This window comes from Bradyrhizobium sp. WSM1743 (genome assembly GCF_000473065.1).
Classification (GTDB): domain Bacteria; phylum Pseudomonadota; class Alphaproteobacteria; order Rhizobiales; family Xanthobacteraceae; genus Bradyrhizobium.
In genome coordinates this window covers 33,289-53,863 of the sequence record NZ_AXAZ01000015.1, presented here as the reverse complement: position 1 = coordinate 53,863, position 20,575 = coordinate 33,289, and the positions used below count along the sequence as shown (strand labels likewise).

Annotated in this window: 19 protein-coding genes; 6 read left to right on the top strand and 13 right to left on the bottom strand. The window is 64.2% G+C overall.

Annotated elements, in window-relative coordinates:
- Positions 1 to 83 precede the first annotated feature (83 nt).
- The 7 genes from YU9_RS0112425 to YU9_RS0112395 all read right to left on the bottom strand — a co-directional run bounded on the left by YU9_RS0112425 (position 84) and on the right by YU9_RS0112395 (position 6,035).
- Complete coding sequence (locus YU9_RS0112425) at positions 84 to 1,481, bottom strand: NAD(P)(+) transhydrogenase (Re/Si-specific) subunit beta (protein WP_027573130.1); 1,398 nt, start codon at positions 1,479 to 1,481, stop codon at positions 84 to 86.
- A 39-nt stretch (positions 1,482 to 1,520) separates the two neighbouring features.
- Positions 1,521 to 1,838 (bottom strand): proton-translocating transhydrogenase family protein, encoded by a 318-nt coding sequence (locus YU9_RS0112420; RefSeq protein WP_024337650.1) that lies wholly within the window; start codon positions 1,836 to 1,838, stop codon positions 1,521 to 1,523.
- A gap of 11 nt (positions 1,839 to 1,849) precedes the next feature.
- Complete coding sequence (locus YU9_RS0112415) at positions 1,850 to 2,977, bottom strand: Re/Si-specific NAD(P)(+) transhydrogenase subunit alpha (RefSeq protein ID WP_027573129.1); 1,128 nt, start codon at positions 2,975 to 2,977, stop codon at positions 1,850 to 1,852.
- A 140-nt stretch (positions 2,978 to 3,117) separates the two neighbouring features.
- A complete protein-coding gene (locus YU9_RS0112410) occupies positions 3,118 to 3,270 on the bottom strand; it encodes an aa3-type cytochrome c oxidase subunit IV (protein ID WP_018317799.1) in 153 nt (50 codons plus the stop codon).
- Between the two features lie 96 nt (positions 3,271 to 3,366).
- The gene (locus YU9_RS0112405) at positions 3,367 to 3,762 is read right to left on the bottom strand and encodes a type II toxin-antitoxin system death-on-curing family toxin (RefSeq protein WP_027573128.1); all 396 of its coding nucleotides are present in this window, start codon (positions 3,760 to 3,762) and stop codon (positions 3,367 to 3,369) included.
- A 10-nt stretch (positions 3,763 to 3,772) separates the two neighbouring features.
- The gene (locus YU9_RS0112400; RefSeq protein WP_027545558.1) at positions 3,773 to 3,997 is read right to left on the bottom strand and encodes an AbrB family transcriptional regulator; all 225 of its coding nucleotides are present in this window, start codon (positions 3,995 to 3,997) and stop codon (positions 3,773 to 3,775) included.
- 100 nt (positions 3,998 to 4,097) lie between these two features.
- Positions 4,098 to 6,035: a M3 family oligoendopeptidase gene (locus YU9_RS0112395; protein ID WP_027573127.1), complete on the bottom strand. Its 1,938-nt coding sequence runs from the start codon at positions 6,033 to 6,035 to the stop codon at positions 4,098 to 4,100.
- A 127-nt stretch (positions 6,036 to 6,162) separates the two neighbouring features.
- On the opposite strand from YU9_RS0112395, the gene YU9_RS0112390 reads away from it, so the two are divergent.
- The 3 genes from YU9_RS0112390 to YU9_RS0112380 all read left to right on the top strand — a co-directional run bounded on the left by YU9_RS0112390 (position 6,163) and on the right by YU9_RS0112380 (position 12,116).
- Positions 6,163 to 7,659, top strand: a complete 1,497-nt coding sequence (locus YU9_RS0112390) for a sigma-54 dependent transcriptional regulator (protein WP_027573126.1) — start codon at positions 6,163 to 6,165, stop codon at positions 7,657 to 7,659.
- A gap of 350 nt (positions 7,660 to 8,009) precedes the next feature.
- Entirely contained in the window at positions 8,010 to 10,208 is a 2,199-nt protein-coding gene (locus tag YU9_RS0112385) for a murein L,D-transpeptidase (RefSeq protein ID WP_027573125.1), read from the top strand.
- Positions 10,209 to 10,481: 273 nt separating this feature from the next.
- A complete protein-coding gene (locus tag YU9_RS0112380; protein WP_027573124.1) occupies positions 10,482 to 12,116 on the top strand; it encodes a DUF882 domain-containing protein in 1,635 nt (544 codons plus the stop codon).
- A gap of 49 nt (positions 12,117 to 12,165) precedes the next feature.
- Here the strand turns inward: YU9_RS0112380 and YU9_RS0112375 are convergent, their stop codons facing one another.
- From YU9_RS0112375 to YU9_RS0112365, 3 genes are all read right to left on the bottom strand, one after another.
- A complete protein-coding gene (locus YU9_RS0112375) occupies positions 12,166 to 13,926 on the bottom strand; it encodes an adenylate/guanylate cyclase domain-containing protein (protein WP_027573123.1) in 1,761 nt (586 codons plus the stop codon).
- Between the two features lie 84 nt (positions 13,927 to 14,010).
- On the bottom strand, positions 14,011 to 14,283 hold the full coding sequence (locus YU9_RS0112370) for a DUF2312 domain-containing protein (RefSeq protein ID WP_018641571.1): 273 nt from the start codon (positions 14,281 to 14,283) through the stop codon (positions 14,011 to 14,013).
- 193 nt (positions 14,284 to 14,476) lie between these two features.
- Entirely contained in the window at positions 14,477 to 14,782 is a 306-nt protein-coding gene (locus YU9_RS0112365; RefSeq protein ID WP_027573122.1) for a DUF1244 domain-containing protein, read from the bottom strand.
- Positions 14,783 to 14,949: 167 nt separating this feature from the next.
- Between YU9_RS0112365 and YU9_RS0112360 the strand changes: the two genes are divergently transcribed.
- Positions 14,950 to 15,543: a DUF1036 domain-containing protein gene (locus YU9_RS0112360; protein WP_027573121.1), complete on the top strand. Its 594-nt coding sequence runs from the start codon at positions 14,950 to 14,952 to the stop codon at positions 15,541 to 15,543.
- A complete protein-coding gene (gene pyk, locus YU9_RS0112355) occupies positions 15,540 to 16,976 on the top strand; it encodes a pyruvate kinase (RefSeq protein ID WP_027573120.1) in 1,437 nt (478 codons plus the stop codon). The genes YU9_RS0112360 and pyk overlap by 4 nt, the downstream gene beginning before the upstream one ends.
- A 149-nt stretch (positions 16,977 to 17,125) precedes the next feature.
- Here the strand turns inward: pyk and YU9_RS0112350 are convergent, their stop codons facing one another.
- From YU9_RS0112350 to YU9_RS49560, 3 genes are all read right to left on the bottom strand, one after another.
- Positions 17,126 to 17,806: a helix-turn-helix domain-containing protein gene (locus YU9_RS0112350; protein ID WP_027573119.1), complete on the bottom strand. Its 681-nt coding sequence runs from the start codon at positions 17,804 to 17,806 to the stop codon at positions 17,126 to 17,128.
- Positions 17,807 to 18,028: 222 nt separating this feature from the next.
- Positions 18,029 to 19,027: a M23 family metallopeptidase gene (locus YU9_RS0112345; RefSeq protein ID WP_027573118.1), complete on the bottom strand. Its 999-nt coding sequence runs from the start codon at positions 19,025 to 19,027 to the stop codon at positions 18,029 to 18,031.
- Positions 19,028 to 19,455: 428 nt separating this feature from the next.
- Positions 19,456 to 19,770, bottom strand: coding sequence for a hypothetical protein (locus YU9_RS49560; protein WP_210163511.1), 315 nt, complete (start codon positions 19,768 to 19,770; stop codon positions 19,456 to 19,458).
- Here YU9_RS49560 and YU9_RS0112340 point away from each other — a divergent pair.
- Positions 19,769 to 20,500, top strand: coding sequence for a hypothetical protein (locus tag YU9_RS0112340; protein WP_027573117.1), 732 nt, complete (start codon positions 19,769 to 19,771; stop codon positions 20,498 to 20,500). The genes YU9_RS49560 and YU9_RS0112340 overlap by 2 nt on opposite strands.
- Positions 20,501 to 20,575: the final 75 nt, after the last annotated feature.

Below are 20,575 nucleotides of genomic sequence, written 5' to 3'. Positions count from 1 at the left end.
CATTCGACGCGCTGCTTGCGCGTGGCTTTGGGCCGCATGGGATGGGACCGGTGCCATTCCTTATGGCCCAGGTCCCTTCCGCGTTACATTGCCTTGACGATGTTCTCGGTGACCTTCTTGGCGTCGCCGAGCAGCATCATGGTGTTGTCGCGATAGAACAGCGGATTGTCGATGCCGGCATAGCCGGAGGCCAACGAGCGCTTGATGAACATCACGGTGCCGGCCTTCCAGACCTGGAGCACCGGCATGCCGTAGATCGGCGAGGACTTGTCCTCTTCGGCCGCCGGGTTGGTGACGTCGTTGGCGCCGATCACGAAGGCGATGTCGGCCTGCGCGAATTCGGAGTTGATGTCCTCCAGCTCGAACACTTCGTCGTAGGGCACGTTGGCTTCGGCCAGCAGCACGTTCATGTGGCCGGGCATGCGGCCCGCGACCGGGTGAATGGCGTATTTCACCTCGACGCCTTCCTTCTTGAGGATATCGGCCATCTCGCGCAGCGCGTGCTGGGCCTGCGCCACCGCCATGCCGTAGCCGGGCACGATGATGACCTTGGAGGCGTTCTTCATGATAAAGGCCGCATCGTCAGCCGAGCCGAGCTTCGCCGGCTTCTGCTCGCCCGTACCGCCGCCGGCGGCAGCCGTCTCGCCGCCGAAGCCGCCGAGGATGACCGAGACGAAGGACCGGTTCATCGCGTGGCACATGATGTAGGACAGGATCGCGCCCGAGGAGCCGACCAGCGCGCCGGTGATGATCAGCGCGGAATTGCCGAGCGTGAAGCCGATGCCGGCCGCGGCCCAGCCGGAGTAGGAGTTCAGCATCGAGATCACGACCGGCATGTCGGCGCCGCCGATCGGGATGATCATGAGCACGCCGAGCGCCAGGGCGAGGATGGTGATCATCCAGAAGTCCAACGCGCCGCCGGTGAGGACGAGACGAACGATGAAGAACACCAGCGCCAAGGCCAGCGCGATGTTGATGATGTGGCGGGCGGGAAGAATGATCGGTGCGCCACTCATTCGCGCGGACAGCTTCAGGAAGGCGATCACCGAGCCGGTGAAGGTCAGCGCGCCGATGGCGACGCCGAGCGACATCTCGACCAGGCTCTGCGGATGGATGTTGCCGGGGGTGCCGATGTCGAACGCCTCGGGCGCATAGAACGCGCCGGCGGCGACCAGCACCGCGGCCATACCGACCAGCGAGTGGAAGGCGGCGACCAGCTCCGGCATCGAGGTCATGGGCACGCGGCGGGCGATCACCGCGCCGATGCCGCCGCCAATCGCGACGGCGAGGATCACGAGAACCCAGGCCACGCCGTCTGCCGGCGGATGGCTCGCCAGCGTGGTGCCGACCGCGATCGCCATGCCGATCATGCCGAACAAATTGCCCTGGCGCGACGATGCCGGGCTCGACAGCCCGCGCAGCGACAGGATGAACAGCACCCCCGCCACGAGATACAAGAATGCAGAGAGATTGGCGCTCATCTCAGGTCCCCATTGATCCCTTCAGCCCGAGGTGGCCGCTTACTTCGACTTCTTCTTGTACATCGCCAGCATGCGCTGGGTGACAAGGAAGCCGCCAAAAATGTTGACGCAGGCGAAGATGAGCGCGACGAAGCCGAAGCCGCGCGCCCAGCCCGAGCCGCTCGAAACCATGCCGACGCCGACCGCGAGCAGCGCGCCGACCACGATCACCGAGGAGATCGCGTTGGTCACGCTCATCAGCGGCGTGTGCAGCGCGGGGGTCACCGACCACACCACGAAATAACCGACGAAGACGGCGAGGACGAAGATCGACAGCCGGAAGATGAAGGGGTCCACGACCTGTGCAGCATGCTCCATGACGGGTCTCCTTAAGCCTTCGGCTGGAAGTTCGGGTGGATCACCGCGCCGTCCTTCGTGAGCGCGGTGGCCTTGACGAGCTCGTCGTCCCAGTTCACGGCGAGCTTCTTCTCCTTCTTGTCGACCATGGTCTCGATGAAGGAGAACAGATTGCGGGCATAGAGGCTGGAGGCCGAGGCCGCGACGCGGCCGGCGACGTTGGTGTAGCCGACGATCTTGATGCCATCGAGATCGACGACCTCGCCCGGCTTGGCGCCCTCGACATTGCCGCCACGCTCGACCGCGAGATCGACCAGCACCGAGCCCGGCTTCATCGACTTGACCATGTCGGCGCTGACGAGCTTCGGCGCCGGCCGGCCCGGAATCAGCGCGGTCGTGATCACGATGTCCTGCTTCTTGATGTGCTCGGCGGTGAGCGCGGCCTGCTTGGCCTGGTACTCTTTCGACATTTCCTTGGCGTAGCCGCCGGCGGTCTGCGCGTTCTTGAACTCCTCGTCCTCGACGGCGAGGAATTTCGCACCGAGCGATTCCACCTGCTCCTTGGTCGCAGGCCGCACGTCGGTCGCGGTGACGACGGCGCCGAGGCGGCGCGCGGTCGCGATCGCCTGGAGGCCGGCGACGCCGACGCCCATCACGAACACTTTGGCGGCGGGCACGGTGCCGGCCGCGGTCATCATCATTGGGAAGGCGCGGCCGAAGGCCTCGGCGCCCTCGATCACGGCGCGATAGCCGGCAAGGTTCGCCTGCGAGGACAGCACGTCCATCACCTGCGCGCGCGTGATGCGCGGCATCAACTCCATCGCGAAGGCGGCAATGCCGGCATCGGCCATCGTTTTCAGCGCAGCCTCGTTGCCATAGGGATCCATGATCGCGATGACCAGCGCGCCGCGCTTGTACTGCGCGAGCTCGGACGCCTCGGGGCGTTTCACCTTGATGATGATATCCGCGTCATTGAGCGCGTCGGCGCTGACGGTAGCGCCTGCCGCGGTGAATTCGGAATCCGGCAGGCCCGACTTGATGCCCGCGCCCGGCTCGACGGCAAGCTCGGCGCCCAACGCCTTAAATTTCTTCACCGTATCAGGCGAAGCGGCGACCCGCGGCTCCGACGGATCGATTTCCTTGGCAACGGCGATCTTCATGGGTCCTCCGGCGGCACGGGACAGCGCGCGCGCAAACTAAGCGTTACTCCCGCGGCGTTCGATACCGGTTCTGGGACCGGTTTGTATGCAAGTTTTCTGGGCAGCAGCTGCCGCTGGCGTGTGCAGCTGCCGAAGACGGGTCAGGTGAGGAAGATCGCCATCAGGATCACGATGAGCGCGACCGAAGCCGTGCCGTACTTCACCAGCTTGATGAAGCCCTCATAGGTCTGCTCGTGCGCAACGTAGTCGTTCCCGTCGGCGGTGCTGTACGCAACTTCGCTATGATCTGCCATGGATGTCCCCAGTCGAAAGTCGAATTCTTCGGCTGGGATACCGCAAAGCTTCGGGCAGGGCAACGGCACGGAAGCGCAGTTTTCCCGCAAATGGACTCATTTGGAATCCCAATGAGTGCGAATCCAGCGCGCAAGGCTCTCCTCGCTGACTTCGCCTGCGGCGAGCGAGAGGATAATGATGGCAGCTTCCGCGGGATCGGGACTGAAGTCCGCCTTGTTCTTGCGCAGGAACACTGTCATCGCCAGGAAAGCGATGCGCTCGTTTCTGTCGATGAATGCAGGGGTATTCGCGAGGCCGAATGCATAGGCTGCAGCGAGTTCGTCCAGTGGCGCCCGTTCGTAACGCCATTTGTTGATCGGCCGCTCCAGTGCCGAACGCAACATTCCCTCGTCGCGTAAGCCCGGCGCACCGCTGAACCGCCGGAGTTGTCGACTATGTATTGCGACGGCCTGCTCATGCGTGATCCAGAGCGGCTCCTGAAGATCGCTCATGCGCAGCTAGTTATTTTGCAAGCGCAGCGAGGGTGTCGCGATACTTGTCCATCACCTCGTCGGCAATCTCCATCGTCCGCTCGAAATCGGGATCATAGGGCAACGCCTGGAAACCACCGCCAGGCAATTCCACGATGTGCAATTGCTGCCCGCGCTTGAGATCGAGCCGCTGCATCAACTCACGGGGCAGCAACAGACCATCCGAATTGCCGATCTTCTTGATCTCGATCTTCATGGTCTTGCTCCGATCATGTTATACACGTGTATAACATACCGTCGGCAGGCGGTTCAACAAATGTTTTACGGAACTTGCCTACCAATGAGGCACCATCCCTTCACCCCATGGCCTCAAGCTCGTCGATCATCCCGGCGATCACGCTGAGCCCACCCTCCCAAAACTTGGGATCCTTGGCATCTAACCCAAACGGGCGCAGGAGCTCGGAATAATGCTTGGTGCCGCCGGCGGCGAGCATGTCGAGATAGCGCTCGGCGAAGCCTTCGGCCGCATTCTCGTAGACAGCGTAAAGCGAGTTCACGAGACAATCGCCGAAGGCGTAGGCGTAGACGTAGAACGGTGAGTGGATGAAGTGCGGGATGTACATCCAGTAGTTCTCGTAGCCCGCCTTGATCTCGATCGCGTGCCCCAGACTCTCGCCCTGCACCGAGAGCCAGATTTCGCCGAGCCGCGTCGCGGTGAGCTCGCCGTTCTTGCGCTCGGTGTGGACCGCGCGCTCGAAGGAATAGAACGCGATCTGCCGCACCACGGTGTTGATCATGTCCTCGACCTTGCCGGCGAGCAGCGCCTGTCGCTGCTTTGCGTTCTTGGTCTGGGCAAGGAGACGCTTGAAGGTGAGCATCTCGCCGAACACGCTCGCGGTCTCCGCCAGCGTCAGTGGCGTCGGCGCCATCAGCGCGCCGTTCTTGGCCGCCAGCACCTGATGGACGCCATGGCCAAGCTCATGCGCGAGCGTCATCACGTCGCGCGGCTTGCCCTGGTAGTTCATGAGCACGTAAGGATGCGCTGACGGCGTGGTCGGATGCGAGAACGCCCCCGGCACCTTGCCCGGCCGCACCGGCGCGTCGATCCAGCGGTCGGTGAAGAAGCGCTCGGCGATATCGGCCATCTTGGGCGAGAAGCCGCGATAGGCCGTCAGCACCATGCTTCGCGCCTCGGGCCAGGCGATAACGTCGGTCGCCGCAAACGGCAGCGGCGCGTTGCGGTCCCAATAGGCCAGCCGCTTCTTACCGAACCATTTCGCCTTCAGCGCGTAATAGCGATGCGACAGCTTCGGATAGGCTGCGCGCACCGAGGCGACCAGCGCATCCACGACCTCGCGCTCGACGCGGTTGTTCAGATGGCGGGAATCCGCGACGTCCTTGAAACCGCGCCAGCGATCGGCGATGTCCTTGTCCTTGGCGAGCGTGTTGGTGATCAGCGCAAAGGTGCGCTCATTGGCCTTGAAGGTCTTCGCCAGCGCCTCCGCCGCGCTCTTGCGCTTTGCGCCGTCGAGGTCCTGCAGCAGATTGAGCGTCGGCTCGATCGCGAGCTCCTTGGAGCCGATCTTGAAGCGCAAGCTGGAGATGGTCTGGTCGAACAGGCGGTTGAAGGCAGAATAGCCGGTCTGCGCCTTCTCCAGGAAGAGCTGCTCGAGCTTGTCGTCGAGCTGGTACGGCTTCTCCTTGCGCAGATCCTCGATCCATGGACGGTAGTGCGCAAGCTCGGCGGCCTGCATCGCGCGGGTCAAAATATCGTCATCGATACGGTTGAGCTCGAGCGCGAAGAACAACAGATGCGTCGACGCCGCCGTCAGGCGCTCGGACACGTCGCCGTAAAACTTTGAAATCGCAGGGTCCACGCTGTCGCCGGCATGGACGAGACCGGCATAGGAGCCGAGACGGCCGGCGAGATCGTCGATCGCCTCATAGCGTCGCACGGCTTCACTGAGCCATTTTCCGCCATCTTCGTTTGCTGTCCCTGTCGCCAGCTTGCCCTTGTAGTCCGTCTCGAAGGCGGCGCAGTCGGCATCCAACTTCTCGAGATCGCGCGCCACTTCCGGCGCGTCGATCCCGGAATAGAGATCGGTCAAGTTCCATTCCGGAAGCTTGCCGGTCTTGCTCGCAGGCTTTGCGGGCGAAGGCTTGGCGAGTGAAGGCTTGGCGAGTGAAGGCTTGGAGGGCTTTGCCTTGGCGGCAGATTTCTTGGTGCTTGGCTTGCGGAGAGCGGGCTTGCTGGAGGCAGACTTCTTGGGGGCGAGCTTGGAGCGCGAATTCATTGTGTGGGAAACCTGTGTTCAACAATCGCGGCGGCGGGCGGGGGCATCAAGGTTTAAGCGTGTGTTAATCGGCTTCGGCCAGAGTGCCCCGATTCGAGACAGATAGTAGTAGCGTGCGGGGAACACCATGGCTGCCAGTATTTTGATCGCCGACGACGACGCTGTGGCCCGCCGGCTGGTCGAGAACATGGTGCAGAAATGCGGCTATGAGACGGTCGTTGTGGATTCCGGCGACGCCGCAATCGCCACCCTCACCGCCCCCGACGCACCGGCCATCGACGCCGTCATCCTCGATCTCGTGATGCCTGGCCTCGACGGCATGGGCGTACTGGCGAAGATCCGCGAAGCGGGCCTGAGCATCCCCGTCATCGTGCAGACCGCCCATGGCGGCATCGACAACGTGATCTCGGCGATGCGCGCGGGCGCGGCCGATTTCGTCGTCAAGCCTGTCGGCGTGGAGCGGCTCCAGGTCTCCTTGCGCAACGCGCTCAACACGTCCGCGCTCAAGGGCGAATTGCAGCGTATCCGTCACAGCCGCGAAGGCCGGCTGACCTTCTCGGACATCATCACGCGCGCCGAGGCCATGACGGGTGTGATGCGAGCCGCACAGAAGGCGGCAAACTCCGCGATCCCCGTGCTGATCGAGGGCGAGTCCGGCGTCGGCAAGGAGATGTTCGCGCGCGCCATCCATGGCAGCGGCGAGCGCAAGGCCAAGCCGTTCGTCGCGGTCAATTGCGGCGCGATTCCCGACAATCTCGTCGAGTCCATCCTGTTCGGCCACGAGAAGGGCGCCTTCACCGGCGCCACCGAGCGGCACATGGGCAAGTTTGTCGAGGCCCATGGCGGCACGCTGTTTCTGGATGAAGTCAGCGAGCTGCCGCTGACCGCGCAGGTGAAGCTGCTGCGCGCGCTCCAGGAAGGTGCCGTGGAGGCAGTCGGCGGCCGCAAGCCGGTCAAGGTCGACGTCCGCATCATCTCGGCGACCAATCGCAAGCTGCTGGAGCGGGTGAAGCAGGGACATTTCCGGGAAGACCTGTTCTATCGCCTGCACGTGCTGCCGCTGACGATCCCTTCGCTGCGGGCCAGGCGTGAGGATATCCCGCATCTGCTCAGGCATTTCATCGCGCGCTTTGCCGCCGAGGAGAACCGCCCCATCACCGGCATCAGCGGCGAGGCCGTGGCGCAGCTTGCCCAGCTCGACTGGCCCGGCAACATCCGTCAGCTCGAGAACGCGGTCTACCGCGCGGTGGTGATGAGCGACGGCGACCAGCTCGGCCTTGGCGATTTCCCCCTGCTCGCCTCGCAGCCGCATCCCATCACGGATATTCCGACCGCCCCGCTGATGCTCGAGCCGGCGGCGATGCCCTCCGTGGTATCGGGTAATGAAATACCAATCGCTCCACTCCCCGCCATGGGAACTCTCGCCATGCTCACCGCGACCGGGGATGCCCGCTCGCTGGAGGACATGGAGAACGAGATCATCCGCTTCGCGATCTCGCACTATCGCGGCCAGATGTCCGAAGTGGCGCGCCGCCTCAAAATCGGCCGGTCAACGCTCTACCGCAAACTCGACGAGGCAGGGGTTCCCGGACATGGCGGCAAAAGCGGAGAGGAGACGCACTGAGCCGACTGCGAGCGGAGGTTTGCGCGACCGCGCGGGACGGCTGTAAGCCGTTCGCATGACGACAGAATCCGACCGCGATTTGAACCGTGACTTGGAAGTGACAGACAGAGGGAAAAGCGCGTGGCAGAAGCGCACAATCCGTTGCCAAGAGGCTCCCTTGAAGTCAGTTTGTCGTGAGTTGTCCCGGGTGGCGCTGGCTGCAAAATCGGGGCCTGTATATCGTCTGCGTAGGAATCGTTGCGTGCAGGCGTGCAACTTTCGAGAGGCCGGCGCGGTTTAGCCGAAACTCATCAATAGGCGATAACGAAGCTGTTCCACGAGGGGACAGCTCACCCGAGGGGTGCGACACAATGCGTGACTGTTTGAACCACCGTGCGGGCTTTGACCGCGTCTTGATGACGGTCGCAGCGACCTTCCTCACGGTGTCGGCCAGCTCGGCCCTGGCGCAGGATCAGGCGCGCAGCAGCGCCGCTGAGCTTGCGATCGAAGCTGCGATCCCGCGCCCCGAGCCGGCAAACGTCCCGCCCCCGACTGCAGCCGACATCAAGCTCGACACCACCGCCACGGTGCAGGATCCCGGCAAGGAGACTGCGAGGGAGTCCCTTAAGGCGGACGCCGCACCGGCGCCGGACAAGGTCGAGACCAAGCCGTCCGACGTCGCCACCACACCCGCGCCTGAAGCGCCGAAGAGCGAGACGGCCAAGTCCGAACCTGCGAAGACCGAGCCTGCCAAGGCCGACACCGCAACCGTCACGCCGGCCGCTCCCACGGCACCTGCTGCCGCAGCGGCTCCCGCTGCCGAGCCAGTGAAGGCTGCAAGCAACGTGCCCGCCGCCGACCAGCCGGTCGCGGACAAGCTCAAGGACATCATCGGCGCCAAGACCTCGCGCCATTTCGACCGTAAGAACGAGCGTGCGGCGATCGAGAAGTTTTACGGCGCGCGCGATTTCGCGCCGGTCTGGACGCAAGGCGGCAGCCTGACTGCTGCGGCCAAGGGCGTGATCGCGCGGCTGAAGGACGCCGCGTCCGACGGCCTCAATCCCGCCGACTATCCGGTGCCGGATTTCGCCGCCGCCACGACGCCCGATGCGCTGGCGGATGCCGAGCTCAAGCTCATCGCCAGCATGTTCGACTATGCGCGCCATGCCCAGAGCGGCCGCATGCATTGGTCGCAGGTCAGCGGCGACATTCTCTATCCCGAACATCCTGTCGATCCCAACGAGGTGCTCGCCAAGGTCACGACCGCGACGGACGCCTCCGCAGCGCTCGACAGCTATAACCCGCCGCACAAGCTCTACAAGGAGCTGAAGGCCAAGCTCGCCGAGCTGCGCGGCCAGGGCAATGGCCTGGCGATCGAGATCGCCGACGGCCCGGCGCTGAAATACACCCCCGCCGGCAAGAAGCAGGCTGAGATCGTCGTGGAAGATCCACGCGTGCCGCAGCTCCGCGCCAAGCTCGGCCTCGCCGAGAACCCGAGCGACACCCGCTACGACGCGGCAGTCGCCGACGCCGTGCGCAAATTCCAGAGCAGCGCCGAAATGAAGGCGACCGGCATCCTCGATGACAAGACGGTCAAGGCGCTCAACACCCCGAAGCGCGACAAGCAGATCGACACCGTGCTGGTGAACATGGAGCGCTGGCGCTGGCTGCCGCGCGATCTCGGCGCGCCTTCGCTGGGGGACGCCTATGTCATCCTCAACATTCCCGACTTCACGTTGAAGGTGATGCAGCGCGGCCAGCCGGTCTGGACCACGCGCGTCGTGACCGGCAAGCCGGGGACGCATGCGACCCCGCTGCTCAGCGAGACGATGAAGTACATCACGGTCAATCCGACCTGGAACGTGCCACCGTCGATCGTCTACAACGAATACCTGCCGGCGCTGCAGCAGGACCCGACCGTGCTTCAACGCATGGGCCTCAGGCTCGAACAGAACCGCGACGGCTCGGTGCACATCTCGCAGCCGCCCGGCGAAGCCAACGCGCTCGGCCGCATCCGCTTCAACTTCCCGAACAAGTTTCTAGTCTATCAGCACGACACGCCGGACAAGCATTTGTTCGCCCGCGACGAGCGCGCCTTCAGCCATGGCTGCATGCGCGTGCAGAATCCGGATCAGTATGCGTCCGTGCTGCTCAACATCACCATGCCGAACGAGAGGTACACGCCTGAGCGCGTGCGCAGCATGTACGGCAAGAGCGAGATCGATCTGAAATTCCCGACCCCGATCCCGGTCAACATCACCTATCAGACCGCGTTCGTGGACGACGCCGGCAAGCTGCAGTTCCGCAAGGACGTCTATGGCCGCGACGCAGCCATGATCAACATCCTGAAGAACAACCGCGGCAAGGACCTCGAAGCCGTCGTGGCCCATTCCCAACCGAGCTATTCGCGCCCGGCGACAACGCTGCCGTCAGGAGTCGCGGTGGCCAACAATGGCGGGGGCTTCGGCTCGTCCGGACCAAACTTCTTCGAGCGGCTGTTCGGAGCGCCGACCCCGACCCAGCCGCCGGCGCCGGTCGGCCGTCGTCCGCAGCGGGTGTTTACCCGCTGAGCCCGGCCCAGCGCCTGGTTCACAAGAATTCTGCAATGAAATCAGCGGCCCCGTCCTCTGGATGGGGCCGCTTAACGTTAACCATGGTCCAACCTGCACTCGGGCGGCGGGCGTTTTTTTGCCACAGTCAACCGTTTAGGATCGTATTCTGACTTGGTTTGGGGGCGGGAAGGTCAACCTCGGATTAACCTTCTCGCTTTAAGAAAGCGTTCATCCTCTTTCGCGCTGCTAACGGGGTTGGCGGGAGAGTCCATTTGAACGCTCGTCGACTGGGTGGGCTCATACGTGCTGACTGGTCTCGCACGCCAATTCGCTGTGCTGTCGTTGTCCCATGCGGGCGTGAAGGCCGGATCCCGGATCGGCCTCGCTGCTGCATTGCTGCTTGCGGCTGCCGGTTCGGTTCATGACGCGGCCGCGCTGAACGAGACCAAGACGCTCTCGTTCCACCACACCCATTCCGGCGAAGATCTCACCGTCACCTTCAAGCGCGACGGGCGCTACGACGAAGCCGCGCTGAAGCAGCTCAACCACTTCCTGCGCGACTGGCGCACCCAGGACGAGACCGTCATGGACCGTCGCCTCTTCGACATCCTGTGGGAAGTCTATCGCGACGTCGACGGCAAGCAGCCGATCCAGATCATCTCGTCCTATCGCTCCCCCGCCACCAACGCCATGCTCCGCCGCCGCTCCTCCGGTGTGGCGCGCTTCAGCCAGCACATGCTGGGACATGCGATGGACTTCTACATCCCGGGCGTGCCGCTGGAGCAGATCCGTTTCGCCGGCCTGCGCCTGCAGCGCGGCGGCGTCGGCTTCTATCCAACCTCCGGCTCGCCCTTCGTGCACCTCGACACCGGCAGCATCCGGCACTGGCCGCGCATGACGCATGACCAGCTCGCCCGCGTCTTCCCGGACGGAAAGACGGTGCATCTGCCGACCGACGGCGTGCCGCTGAAAGGCTATGAGCTTGCCAAGGCCGAGATCGAGCGGCGCGGCAGCGGCGACGATGCCGGCAGCAAGCCGAATTTCTTTGCCGCCTTGTTCAAGAGCAAGCCGGCTCCTGCCGCCGCGAACAACGACGAGGATGATGAGGGCGCGCCCGCAACGGCCGCGAAGCCGGCAGCGCCGACCGTGGTCGCAGCCGCCGCCAAGCCCGCCGAGCCAGTGCCGACGCCGCGCGCCAAGCCGCAAGTAGCCGCAACCCTTCAGCTCGCCTCGGCCGACGCGCAGATCGTTGCGCCGCCCAAGCCGAAGCCCGCGCCCGTGGCTGACAAGCCGGCCACCGGCAAGTCTGTTGACGGAAAGCTGGAGACCCCGGCTGACATCATCAATGCCCGCGGCTTCTGGGATGATGTCCCGGCCGCGCCGCAGCAGGCGACGCCGGCGCAAGTCGCGGCGTTGAAGGCGCGCCAGGCGCTGGCCGCCGCCACCGATCCGCAACCAACCGCGAGCGTCTCCAACGCGGCCTTCCAGGCCCTGGCTTACGCGCCGGCCGCCTCTCCGGTCGACCGCGCCAATGTCGTCGCCGCTTCCGCGCCGATCCCGCGCACCGCCCGCCCCGCCGCGGCGTCCCGCAGCCTGGCTCAGGCGGCAGAGATCAACACGGTGGTCGGCAAGAGCATCGACGGCAGGATCGCAACCGCCACCCGTCTCTCCGCGGCCAAGGGCGAGAGCATCTGGCTCAAGATCGTGATGCTGTCGCCGAGCGCCAGCCGCGCGATGTCGGTGACGCTGATGGGCGAGCTCGATACCGCAGCGCTGCGCGGCTATTTCGTCAAGCCGCGCGCCGTGATCGCGATGGGCTTCTCCGACGACCCGATGCAAGGCCTGTCCTGCGACAATTTCTCGGGCAGCGCGACCGCAAAGCTCGAGACGACATCCTTCGTCGTGCGCACCGCCGCGCTGCGCTGAATCCTCGGTGCCAGCAAGGCTCGCTCTGCTCTTCCTTGCCCGGGGTCGATCAGGCCGGCAGGCCGGCCGCGATGAGGCCAGCCTCGTGGCGCTGCCGGTCGGGTTCGCGCTTGTAGTGCAGCGTCGCAAGATAAGCTGCCACCGAGAACCCCGGTTCGCGCTTCAAGACCTCCGCGGCGTGAGCGCCGGCCGCGACCGCATTCTTCATCTGCGCAAATGTCGCCGCCAGGAACGCGTGATGGGTATAGTCGGGGCGTGTGATCCTTGAAAATGCCTCCGCGGCCTCGGCGTATCTTTCCGCGCAATAATAAGCGCGGCCGAGATGGCTCCAGAAGCGCTCGGGATGGTAGGGGTTGAGGCGCATCGCTTTCCTGATCCAGTCGATGCCTTCCTCCGGCAGGCCGAGCCAGGTCAGGAGCTCTCCCTGTTGCACGACCACCAGGTCGTAGTTCGGGTTGAGGGCGAGCGCACGCTCCTGATGATAGGTGGCCTTTTCGTAGTCGTGTCGCGTTAGATTGAGCGCGGCGAGAATTCGGTGCACGTCCGCGTCGTTGTCGTCGAGCGCCAACGCAATCTCCAGTTCCGAAGCCACCTCCTCGAAGGTCGCCTCGCGGTCAGCGCACCAGCCATAGATCCAGCTTTGGCCGAGCACGCATGCCTTCCAGGCATGAGCGTGGGCATAGTTCGGATCCATCGCCAGCGCACGGTTGAGCAGCGTCTGCGCCTGAGCGTTGTCGTCGCGGTTTGACCGGTGATGCAGGAGCTTTGCAGCCAGCACGCATTCGTAAGCGGGCATGTTGTCGGTCGGCTTGCGCTTGGTGCGGTCGTGCGTTGCGGCTTCCACCCGACCCGGCAACGTCGCCACGATCGCGCGGGTCATCTCGTCCTGAATGGCGAAGATATCCCGGAGCTCACGGTCGTAGCGCTCAGCCCAGATATGACGATCGGTCTCTGCATCGATCAGCTGCACGGTGACGCGGACGCGCTCACCGGCCTTCCGAACGCTGCCCTCGATGACATAGTCGACTCCGAACTCACGGCCGATGTCCTGGACCTTCACGGCCTTGCCCTTGTAGACGAACGTCGAGTTGCGGGAGATGACAAGCAGGTCGTGGAAGCGTGAAAGCTCGGTGATGATGTCCTCGGTGAGACCGTCCGCGAAGAACTCCTGCTCCGGATCGCCGCTCATATTGGCGAACGGCAGCACGGCGATGGACGGTTTCTTTGAAATAACCGGTGACGCAACAATCGTCGCGTCGGGCAGGCTTGCAGGCCCCTCCGCCAGCCGAATGCGGAAGACGCGGATCGGACGGGCGATGTTCTTGACGCTCTGTTCGCCGAGATCGTCGAACTGAACTCCATCCAGCCGGTCGCCGACCTGATCGCGCACCGCGCCGGAAACGCAGATTCCTCCAGGCTCGGCCAGCGCCTCCAGTCGCGCCGCGACGTTGACCCCATCGCCAAAAATATCGTTCTGATCGACGATCACGTCGCCCAGATTGATGCCGATGCGGAATTGGATCCACCGCGGCGGCGGGACGTCGGCATTACGCCGCGCCATGCGGCGCTGAACCTCGGCGGCACATAGCACGGCATCGACGACGCTGTAGAATTCAGCGAGCATGCCGTCGCCGGTCGTCTTGATGATACGACCGCGATTCTTGGCAATGGCCGGATCGATGAGTTCGACACGATGGGTCTTGAGGCGCGCAAGTGTGCCGGCCTCGTCAACCTCCATCAGTCGGCTAAAGCCGACCATATCGGCGGCGAGGACCGCGGCGAGCCTGCGCTCTGGTCCAGGCACATCCATTGCTCGGTCCCTTCACCGAGCACTCTAGCAGATGACGAGATTTCGCCCAAGCTTGGTGCGCTGCAACGTCAGCCGGGCGAGGCCTCAGAGCATCCCCAGCGCCTGCATGTAGGTCTCGAGAATGGTCTCGGCCTCGGCACGCTCGTTGGGGTCCTGCTTGCGCAGGCGCACGATGGTGCGCAGCGCCTTGACGTCGTAGCCGTTGCCCTTGCTCTCGGCATAGACGTCGCGGATGTCGTCCGAGATGGCCTTCTTCTCTTCCTCCAGCCGCTCGATGCGCTCGATGATGGATTTGAGCTGGTCCTTGGCAAATTTCGTCGCGGGCTCGTCGTCGCGGACGGCGGCGGAGGTGGCCATCTTGGTACTCCCAATGGAACTGGCAAAACGAGGTGACGCCGGCATCCTCACCGCGCGTGCTGGGTAGACCCTTAGGGTCGGCGCTCCCGGCGTTCAAGCAAGCATCGCGCTCGTCCACAGCGCGCCCACACCTTCCTGCGCTGACGCAAAGAAAGCTGTTGTGTGGTGCGACTCAGAGCGGCGCGACGAGGCGTCAGTGCCCGTGAGGATGGACCTTCTTCATCGCCTCGAGCTGCTCGGGCGTGGCCGTGCCTTGATGCTTCGCCTTCCAGGTCTCGTAGGGCATGCCGTAGACGGCCTCCCGGCTCTCGTCCTTGCTCAAGGCGACCCCTTGCGCGTCTGCGGCGTCCTTGAGCCAGTTGGAGAGGCAGTTGCGGCAAAAACCAGCCAGATTCATCAGGTCGATGTTCTGGACGTCCGTCCGGCTGCGCAAATGATCGACCAGGCGCCGGAAAGCGGCCGCCTCGAGCTCCGTTCTGGTTTTGTCGTCGATTGCCATGGCTGTCTTCCTTAAGGCCCGTCCCGATGGAGGTCACCCTTACGGGATCAGGTGGGTCCTGTCACAGATTTTGCCATATCGCGGCGCAAACGGGCCACGGCCCGGCTATGGGGCAGTTCCCCTGCCCTACGCCAAATCGTCAATGATCTGGTATAGCTTCCGCGACAATGACTGCCGAATCTCCCCGCTCCCCGTTTCGTCTGCTCGCCCGGTTGGTCCCGGTGCTGGTGGTCGCCCTGCTGTGCCTTTGCGCCAGCCCGGCCTCCGCCGATTTCCGCCTCTGCAACAACACTTCGAGCCGGGTCGGCATTGCGCTCGGCTACAAGGACGCCGAGGGGTGGACCACCGAGGGCTGGTGGAACATCTCGTCGCGTTCCTGCGAGACGCTGCTGCGGGGCACGCTGGTCGCCCGCTACTACTATATCTACGCCATCGACTATGACCGCGGCGGCGAATGGTCGGGCCAGGCCTTCATGTGCTCGCGCGACAAGGAGTTCACCATCCGTGGCACCGAGGACTGCTTGGCGCGCGGCTATGACCGCACCGGCTATTTCGAGGTCGACACCGGCGAGCAGCGGGCCTGGACGGTGCAGCTGACCGACGCCAACGAACAGCCGGCGCAGCAACGCGTACCTGGCCTGCCCGGGCCGGTTGGCCCGGGCGGCGTTCCGGGTTTGCCCAATAGTCCGCCCGGTGGTACGCCCCCCGCCGCGCCTGGCCTTCCGCCGGCGCCCTCGCCCCCGTCTGGAAATAAGCCATGAGGCGTCTTCGCCGTATCAAGATTCTCGCGACCCTGGGACCGGCCTCTTCAGACCTCGCGATGATCCGCCGCCTGTTCGAGGCCGGCGCCGACCTGTTCCGCATCAACATGAGCCACACCCCGCATGACAAGATGCGGGAGCTGGTGGCGACGATCCGCAACGTCGAGAGCAGCTATGGCCGGCCGATCGGCATCCTGGTCGACCTTCAGGGACCGAAGCTGAGACTCGGCGCCTTCGCCGAAGGCGCGGTCCAGCTCCAGAATGGGCAGACCTTCACGCTCGACTGTGACAAGGCCCCCGGCGATGCCACGCGCGTCCACCTCCCGCATCCGGAGATCCTGGCCGCGCTGCGACCGGGCCATGCGCTGCTGCTCGACGACGGCAAGGTGCGGCTGATCGCGGAGGAAACCTCGAAAGAGCATGCGGTGACCCGCGTCGTGGTCGGCGGCAAGATGAGCGACCGCAAGGGCGTCAGCCTGCCCGACACCGACCTGCCGGTCTCGGCGATGACGCCGAAGGACCGCGCCGACCTCGAGGCGGCCCTCGTCACCGGCGTCGACTGGATCGCGCTGTCCTTCGTGCAGCGCGCCGAGGACGTGATCGAGGCCAAGAAGATGATCCGCGGCCGCGCCGCGGTGATGGCCAAGATCGAGAAGCCGCAGGCGATCGATCGCCTCGCCGATATCATCGAGGCCTCCGACGCGCTGATGGTGGCGCGCGGCGACCTCGGCGTCGAGCTGCCGCTGGAGCGCGTGCCGAGCCTGCAGAAGCAGATGACGCGGATGGCGCGCCGCGCCGGCAAGCCGGTGGTGATCGCGACCCAGATGCTGGAATCGATGATCCAGTCGCCGGTGCCGACCCGCGCCGAGGTCTCCGACGTCGCCACCGCCGTCTATGAAGGCGCCGACGCCATCATGCTGTCGGCGGAATCGGCGGCCGGCAAATTCCCGGTCGAGGCGGTCTCGACCATGAATCGCATCGGCGAGGAGGTCGAGCGTGACCCGACCTATCGGTCGGTGATCATGGCGCAGCGGCCGGACCCCGAATCAACCGTCGGCGATGCCATCGCAGACGCCGCTCGCGTGATGGCGGAAACCCTCGACCTGCCCGCTTTGATCTGCTGGACCTCATCGGGCTCGACCGCCGTGCGGGTCGCACGCGAGCGGCCCAAGCCGCCGATCGTGGCGATCACGCCGAACATCACGGCGGGTCGCCGCCTCGCGGTGGTCTGGGGCGTGCATTGCGTGGTGGCGGAGGACGCGCGCGACCAGGACGACATGGTCGGCCGCGCCGGCCAGATCGCGTTCCGGGACGGTTTTGTCCGCGCGGGCCAGCGCGTGATCATCGTCGCCGGCGTGCCGCTCGGCATTCCCGGCACCACCAACATGGTGCGCATCGCCTCGGTCGGCCCCGAGGGCGAAGCAAACATGTGATGTCCGGGCTGCTCAAACAAGAAAAGCGAAAACAACCCCATGCACAGTAGCCGGCGATTTCGGCGCGGGTGCTGCGGTTTCGCGAAAAGGCCCGCTCAGACAACGGCCTGAGCGCGATCAGGTCTCCACCTCGACCGCGTGCCCGATTCTTACGCTCCAACCAGCGCCTTCGTCGTCGGCAGCAGCGTCTGCTGGACCACGAGGCCGCGGGCGCGGGCGTCCATGACCCCGACGGCGCGCAGCGCCAGCAGCGTCACGGTCTGCACCGCGTCGCGCATCTTGACGGGATCTTCGAGATTGTCGGGCGCGAGCGGCCCGACCAGGGCCTCATGGAGCGCGCCGAGCAATGCAGTGGCGGCGAGCGCGGTGTCCTGCGCCGGCAGATGGCCGGCGCGCACCGCAGCGTCGATCCGGGACGCGATCTCGCCGGCGATCTCACGCCGGCTGGCAAGGCGGGAGGCGCTGACATCGACATCGACGGGCTCGGCCAGGATGCCCCAGGCCAGCCTGCGCTGCGACAGCGTATGGACCGCCACGGTGGTCACGGCGGCCGCCAGCGCCGAGGACGGCCCCGGCGCGGCATCGCCCGCCCGGCGGATCGCCGCGAGCTCGTCACGGGAGACCTCGGCAATGAGTTCGGAGATCAGCTCGGCCTTGGAGGGGAAATAGCGGTAGACCGTGCCGGCTGCGACATTGGCCCGGACCGCGACCGGCGCGATCTGCACCGCCGCCATCCCGCCTTCCGCCGCCGCCTCCCGCGCCGCCGCCAGAATGGCGCTGCGCCGCGCCGCAAGGCGCTTAACCACTTGATGCGTCCGCCGATAAACCATGGCGCGCTTCCTGTCCCACACGCCAGCCACACGCCCTGCGGCCGAACGCTTCGTCACGTCAAAGATGCAAATCGCCCCGCAAGGACTGAACAACTATTCAGGAAGGAAGACAAGATGGGAAATGCGTGGAGCGCCACAGCGATTGGACGGAAGCGCCCACCCTGGTTGTGAAGGGCCTCGTCCCGGAAACCGCCCAAGCGGAACGAGCGGGAGGCGAGATGGCTATTGCACGATGTCCACCTGGAAGGACCGCCGCGCGATCTCGGCACCTTGTCGGCGCAGAACGAAAGTTGCCCGATACCTGCCGACCGGCCAAGTGGAGCCTGCGCGCTTTCGCCCAGCCGAGATGAAATACTGGGCTTGGTCCCGTGGCAGCTTCGGCGCGCGATACTCCGCGACGACTTGCCCCTCGGGTGACCTCAGCTCGAGCGCTTGCTCGTCGTCTGCCTGAAGTCCGATTGCGCGAACATACGCAACGATGGCGGCCGATTGAGAGCCAGGCAAGGATCGCTTGACCTCACCTGTCTCGATCTGGTCCATGGTCACCGCTCGATCGGCAAAACCGGCATTGATGATCTCGGTGGACGGATAGTTCGAAACGGCGCCTTGCGTCGGCTGCCACAGCGAGCGGCCCGAATTGCATTCGCCCTTCGCGGCGCCCTCGGCGAATGGATCCACAATTTTCCCGTCATGCCTCACGGTGAAATGGAGGTGTGGGAACTCGGTATTTCCGGACAGCCCCACCAGACCAAGCGCCTGCCCGGACCTGACGCTGTCACCGGGTTTCACTCTGAGACTGCCCTTGGCCATGTGGCAGTATTGCGTGCTCCAGCCACCTCCATGTTCGACGACTGCGCCGTTGCCACATTCCCTGCCGGTGATTGCGGCTTTGCCGACGACCTTGACCGAGACGTCATCCATGCCGTCGCGCGCATGAGTAACGCGCCCCGAGGCGGCAGCAACGACTTCGACCCCTTTTCGCTGAACGTCCAGATCGGGGAGCCGGATGTCGGTGCCGTCATGGCCATCATAGGTTCGGTGACCACATCGAAAGTCCAAGGTCTTGTCCGAGGGATCATGGTCGACGTAGTTCTGGATGAAACAGGTCGTTCCCAACTCGCAAGCGACCGGCCAAGCAAATGGTTGCAGCTCGGCGCTGCGAGCCACCGACGCACAAGTGATGACCGCGCAGACCACCGATACAGACACAAACGCTCTCATCGATCTGTCCGTCCTCGAAGATTGGCTTCGATAAGGTTGTCTTCGGGAAAGCCGGGACGTCGTGCCGTTCGAGACAAGACGCCGTCCGGAAATGTTCCTGAATCGAAACCGGCGGTGGGAAAGACAATAGCATTGCACGAAACTCGCACGCCGGCCAAGCCGCCGGAATTCGTCGCTGTCAGACTCGCTCGGCGTTCCTGCATTCGCCAATTGCTCTCCAGAGACACCAAGCAGCGACACCTCGCGACGGAGCCGACTTCGAAAGTGGCGGCAAATTGCCGCAAGAAAAACGAGCGCGATCTCATTCGGTGTCTCACTGCGGTCATTGGCAAACGAGTCGATCGCGATTGAACAGCGATCGACTGAGCATCTTCAAATGCTTGAACTTGCGGGTTTCAAATTTGATTCTAATCTTCGCTGCTTCGCTGTCAGCGCGCCACGTCCTCGGGAAAGTAAGAGGTTGTGTCGTGCTTCTTTACATCTCGAAGTTTCAGTGGTAGTGTCCGCAACCGGACGTTGACGTTAGCCCGCGCGCATTGTGCAGGCGGCATCGATGTTGGGGCCGTGGTTGTGACTGGTGTTCGGAATACGTTCAGAGACTGTTTGCGCGGCGCACGTTCATTGCGCGCGGGCCAAGGCCACGCAGCCAATTCATCACCAGGCAATGTCGAGAGTTCCAACTGCAGCTTCGCTGCCACCAGGCTGCGGGCGCAGCTGTCCTGCGCGAACGGAGCGAGCAGCATGAAGCGACTCGCAGGCCTCCCTCTCGCTCTCATTCTGCTTCTCATGCTGACGCCGGATTGCGCAGCAGCCGCTGAACCATTCTCAGTGCGGTGTGAGGGTGGCGTTCCCGTCCGCCCATACTTTGCGACGTTCGACGTCGATGCCAAAGCCGTCGTCTTTGAAACGCCGCCGATAAACGTCGAAACAAATTTCGGCATCAACGCACTCTCGGGAGAGATCATTTCCACGAACGATGGAAAGATCGAATTCGTGCTGCACGTCCGTCCAGGACGGCTCGACCTGATCTTTGATCGCAATCAAAAGACGATGAGTTGGCCGGGACTGGAAGACCCTACCTTCCGGCCGACATTGACGCATCAGTGCACCGTCCTCCCGCCGAGGAGCATTTTGAGCTTCCGGGTCCGCGACCCAATTCAGCATCCGATCTCGGTCCGCTGTGAAGACGCAGGAGACATGTACTTCACGATGGATGCAGCTTCGAAACAAGCACTCTTCGAGCGTGGCAAGGAGGGAAGAGGATTTCGCGGTGAAGTCACCGATGCCGGCCAGGATGAAGTCACGCTGTCGATGAATTTCGACGTCCCTCGCCGGGTCGTATGGAGCAGAAGCCGCCAGACCATCACGATCGAAGGCATCGAGGGCGATGCAGCGCGACCTCGCACCGTCATGCAATGTCAGGAAATCCCGCCTCGAACAATGATGGAATTTTATAGAGTCCCACAGCGGTAAGAGCCTCTCTACGGCGGGAACGATCCACTTCAGTCAATCGAAAAGAAGACGAGCAACTGGCCGAGCGTGACTCGG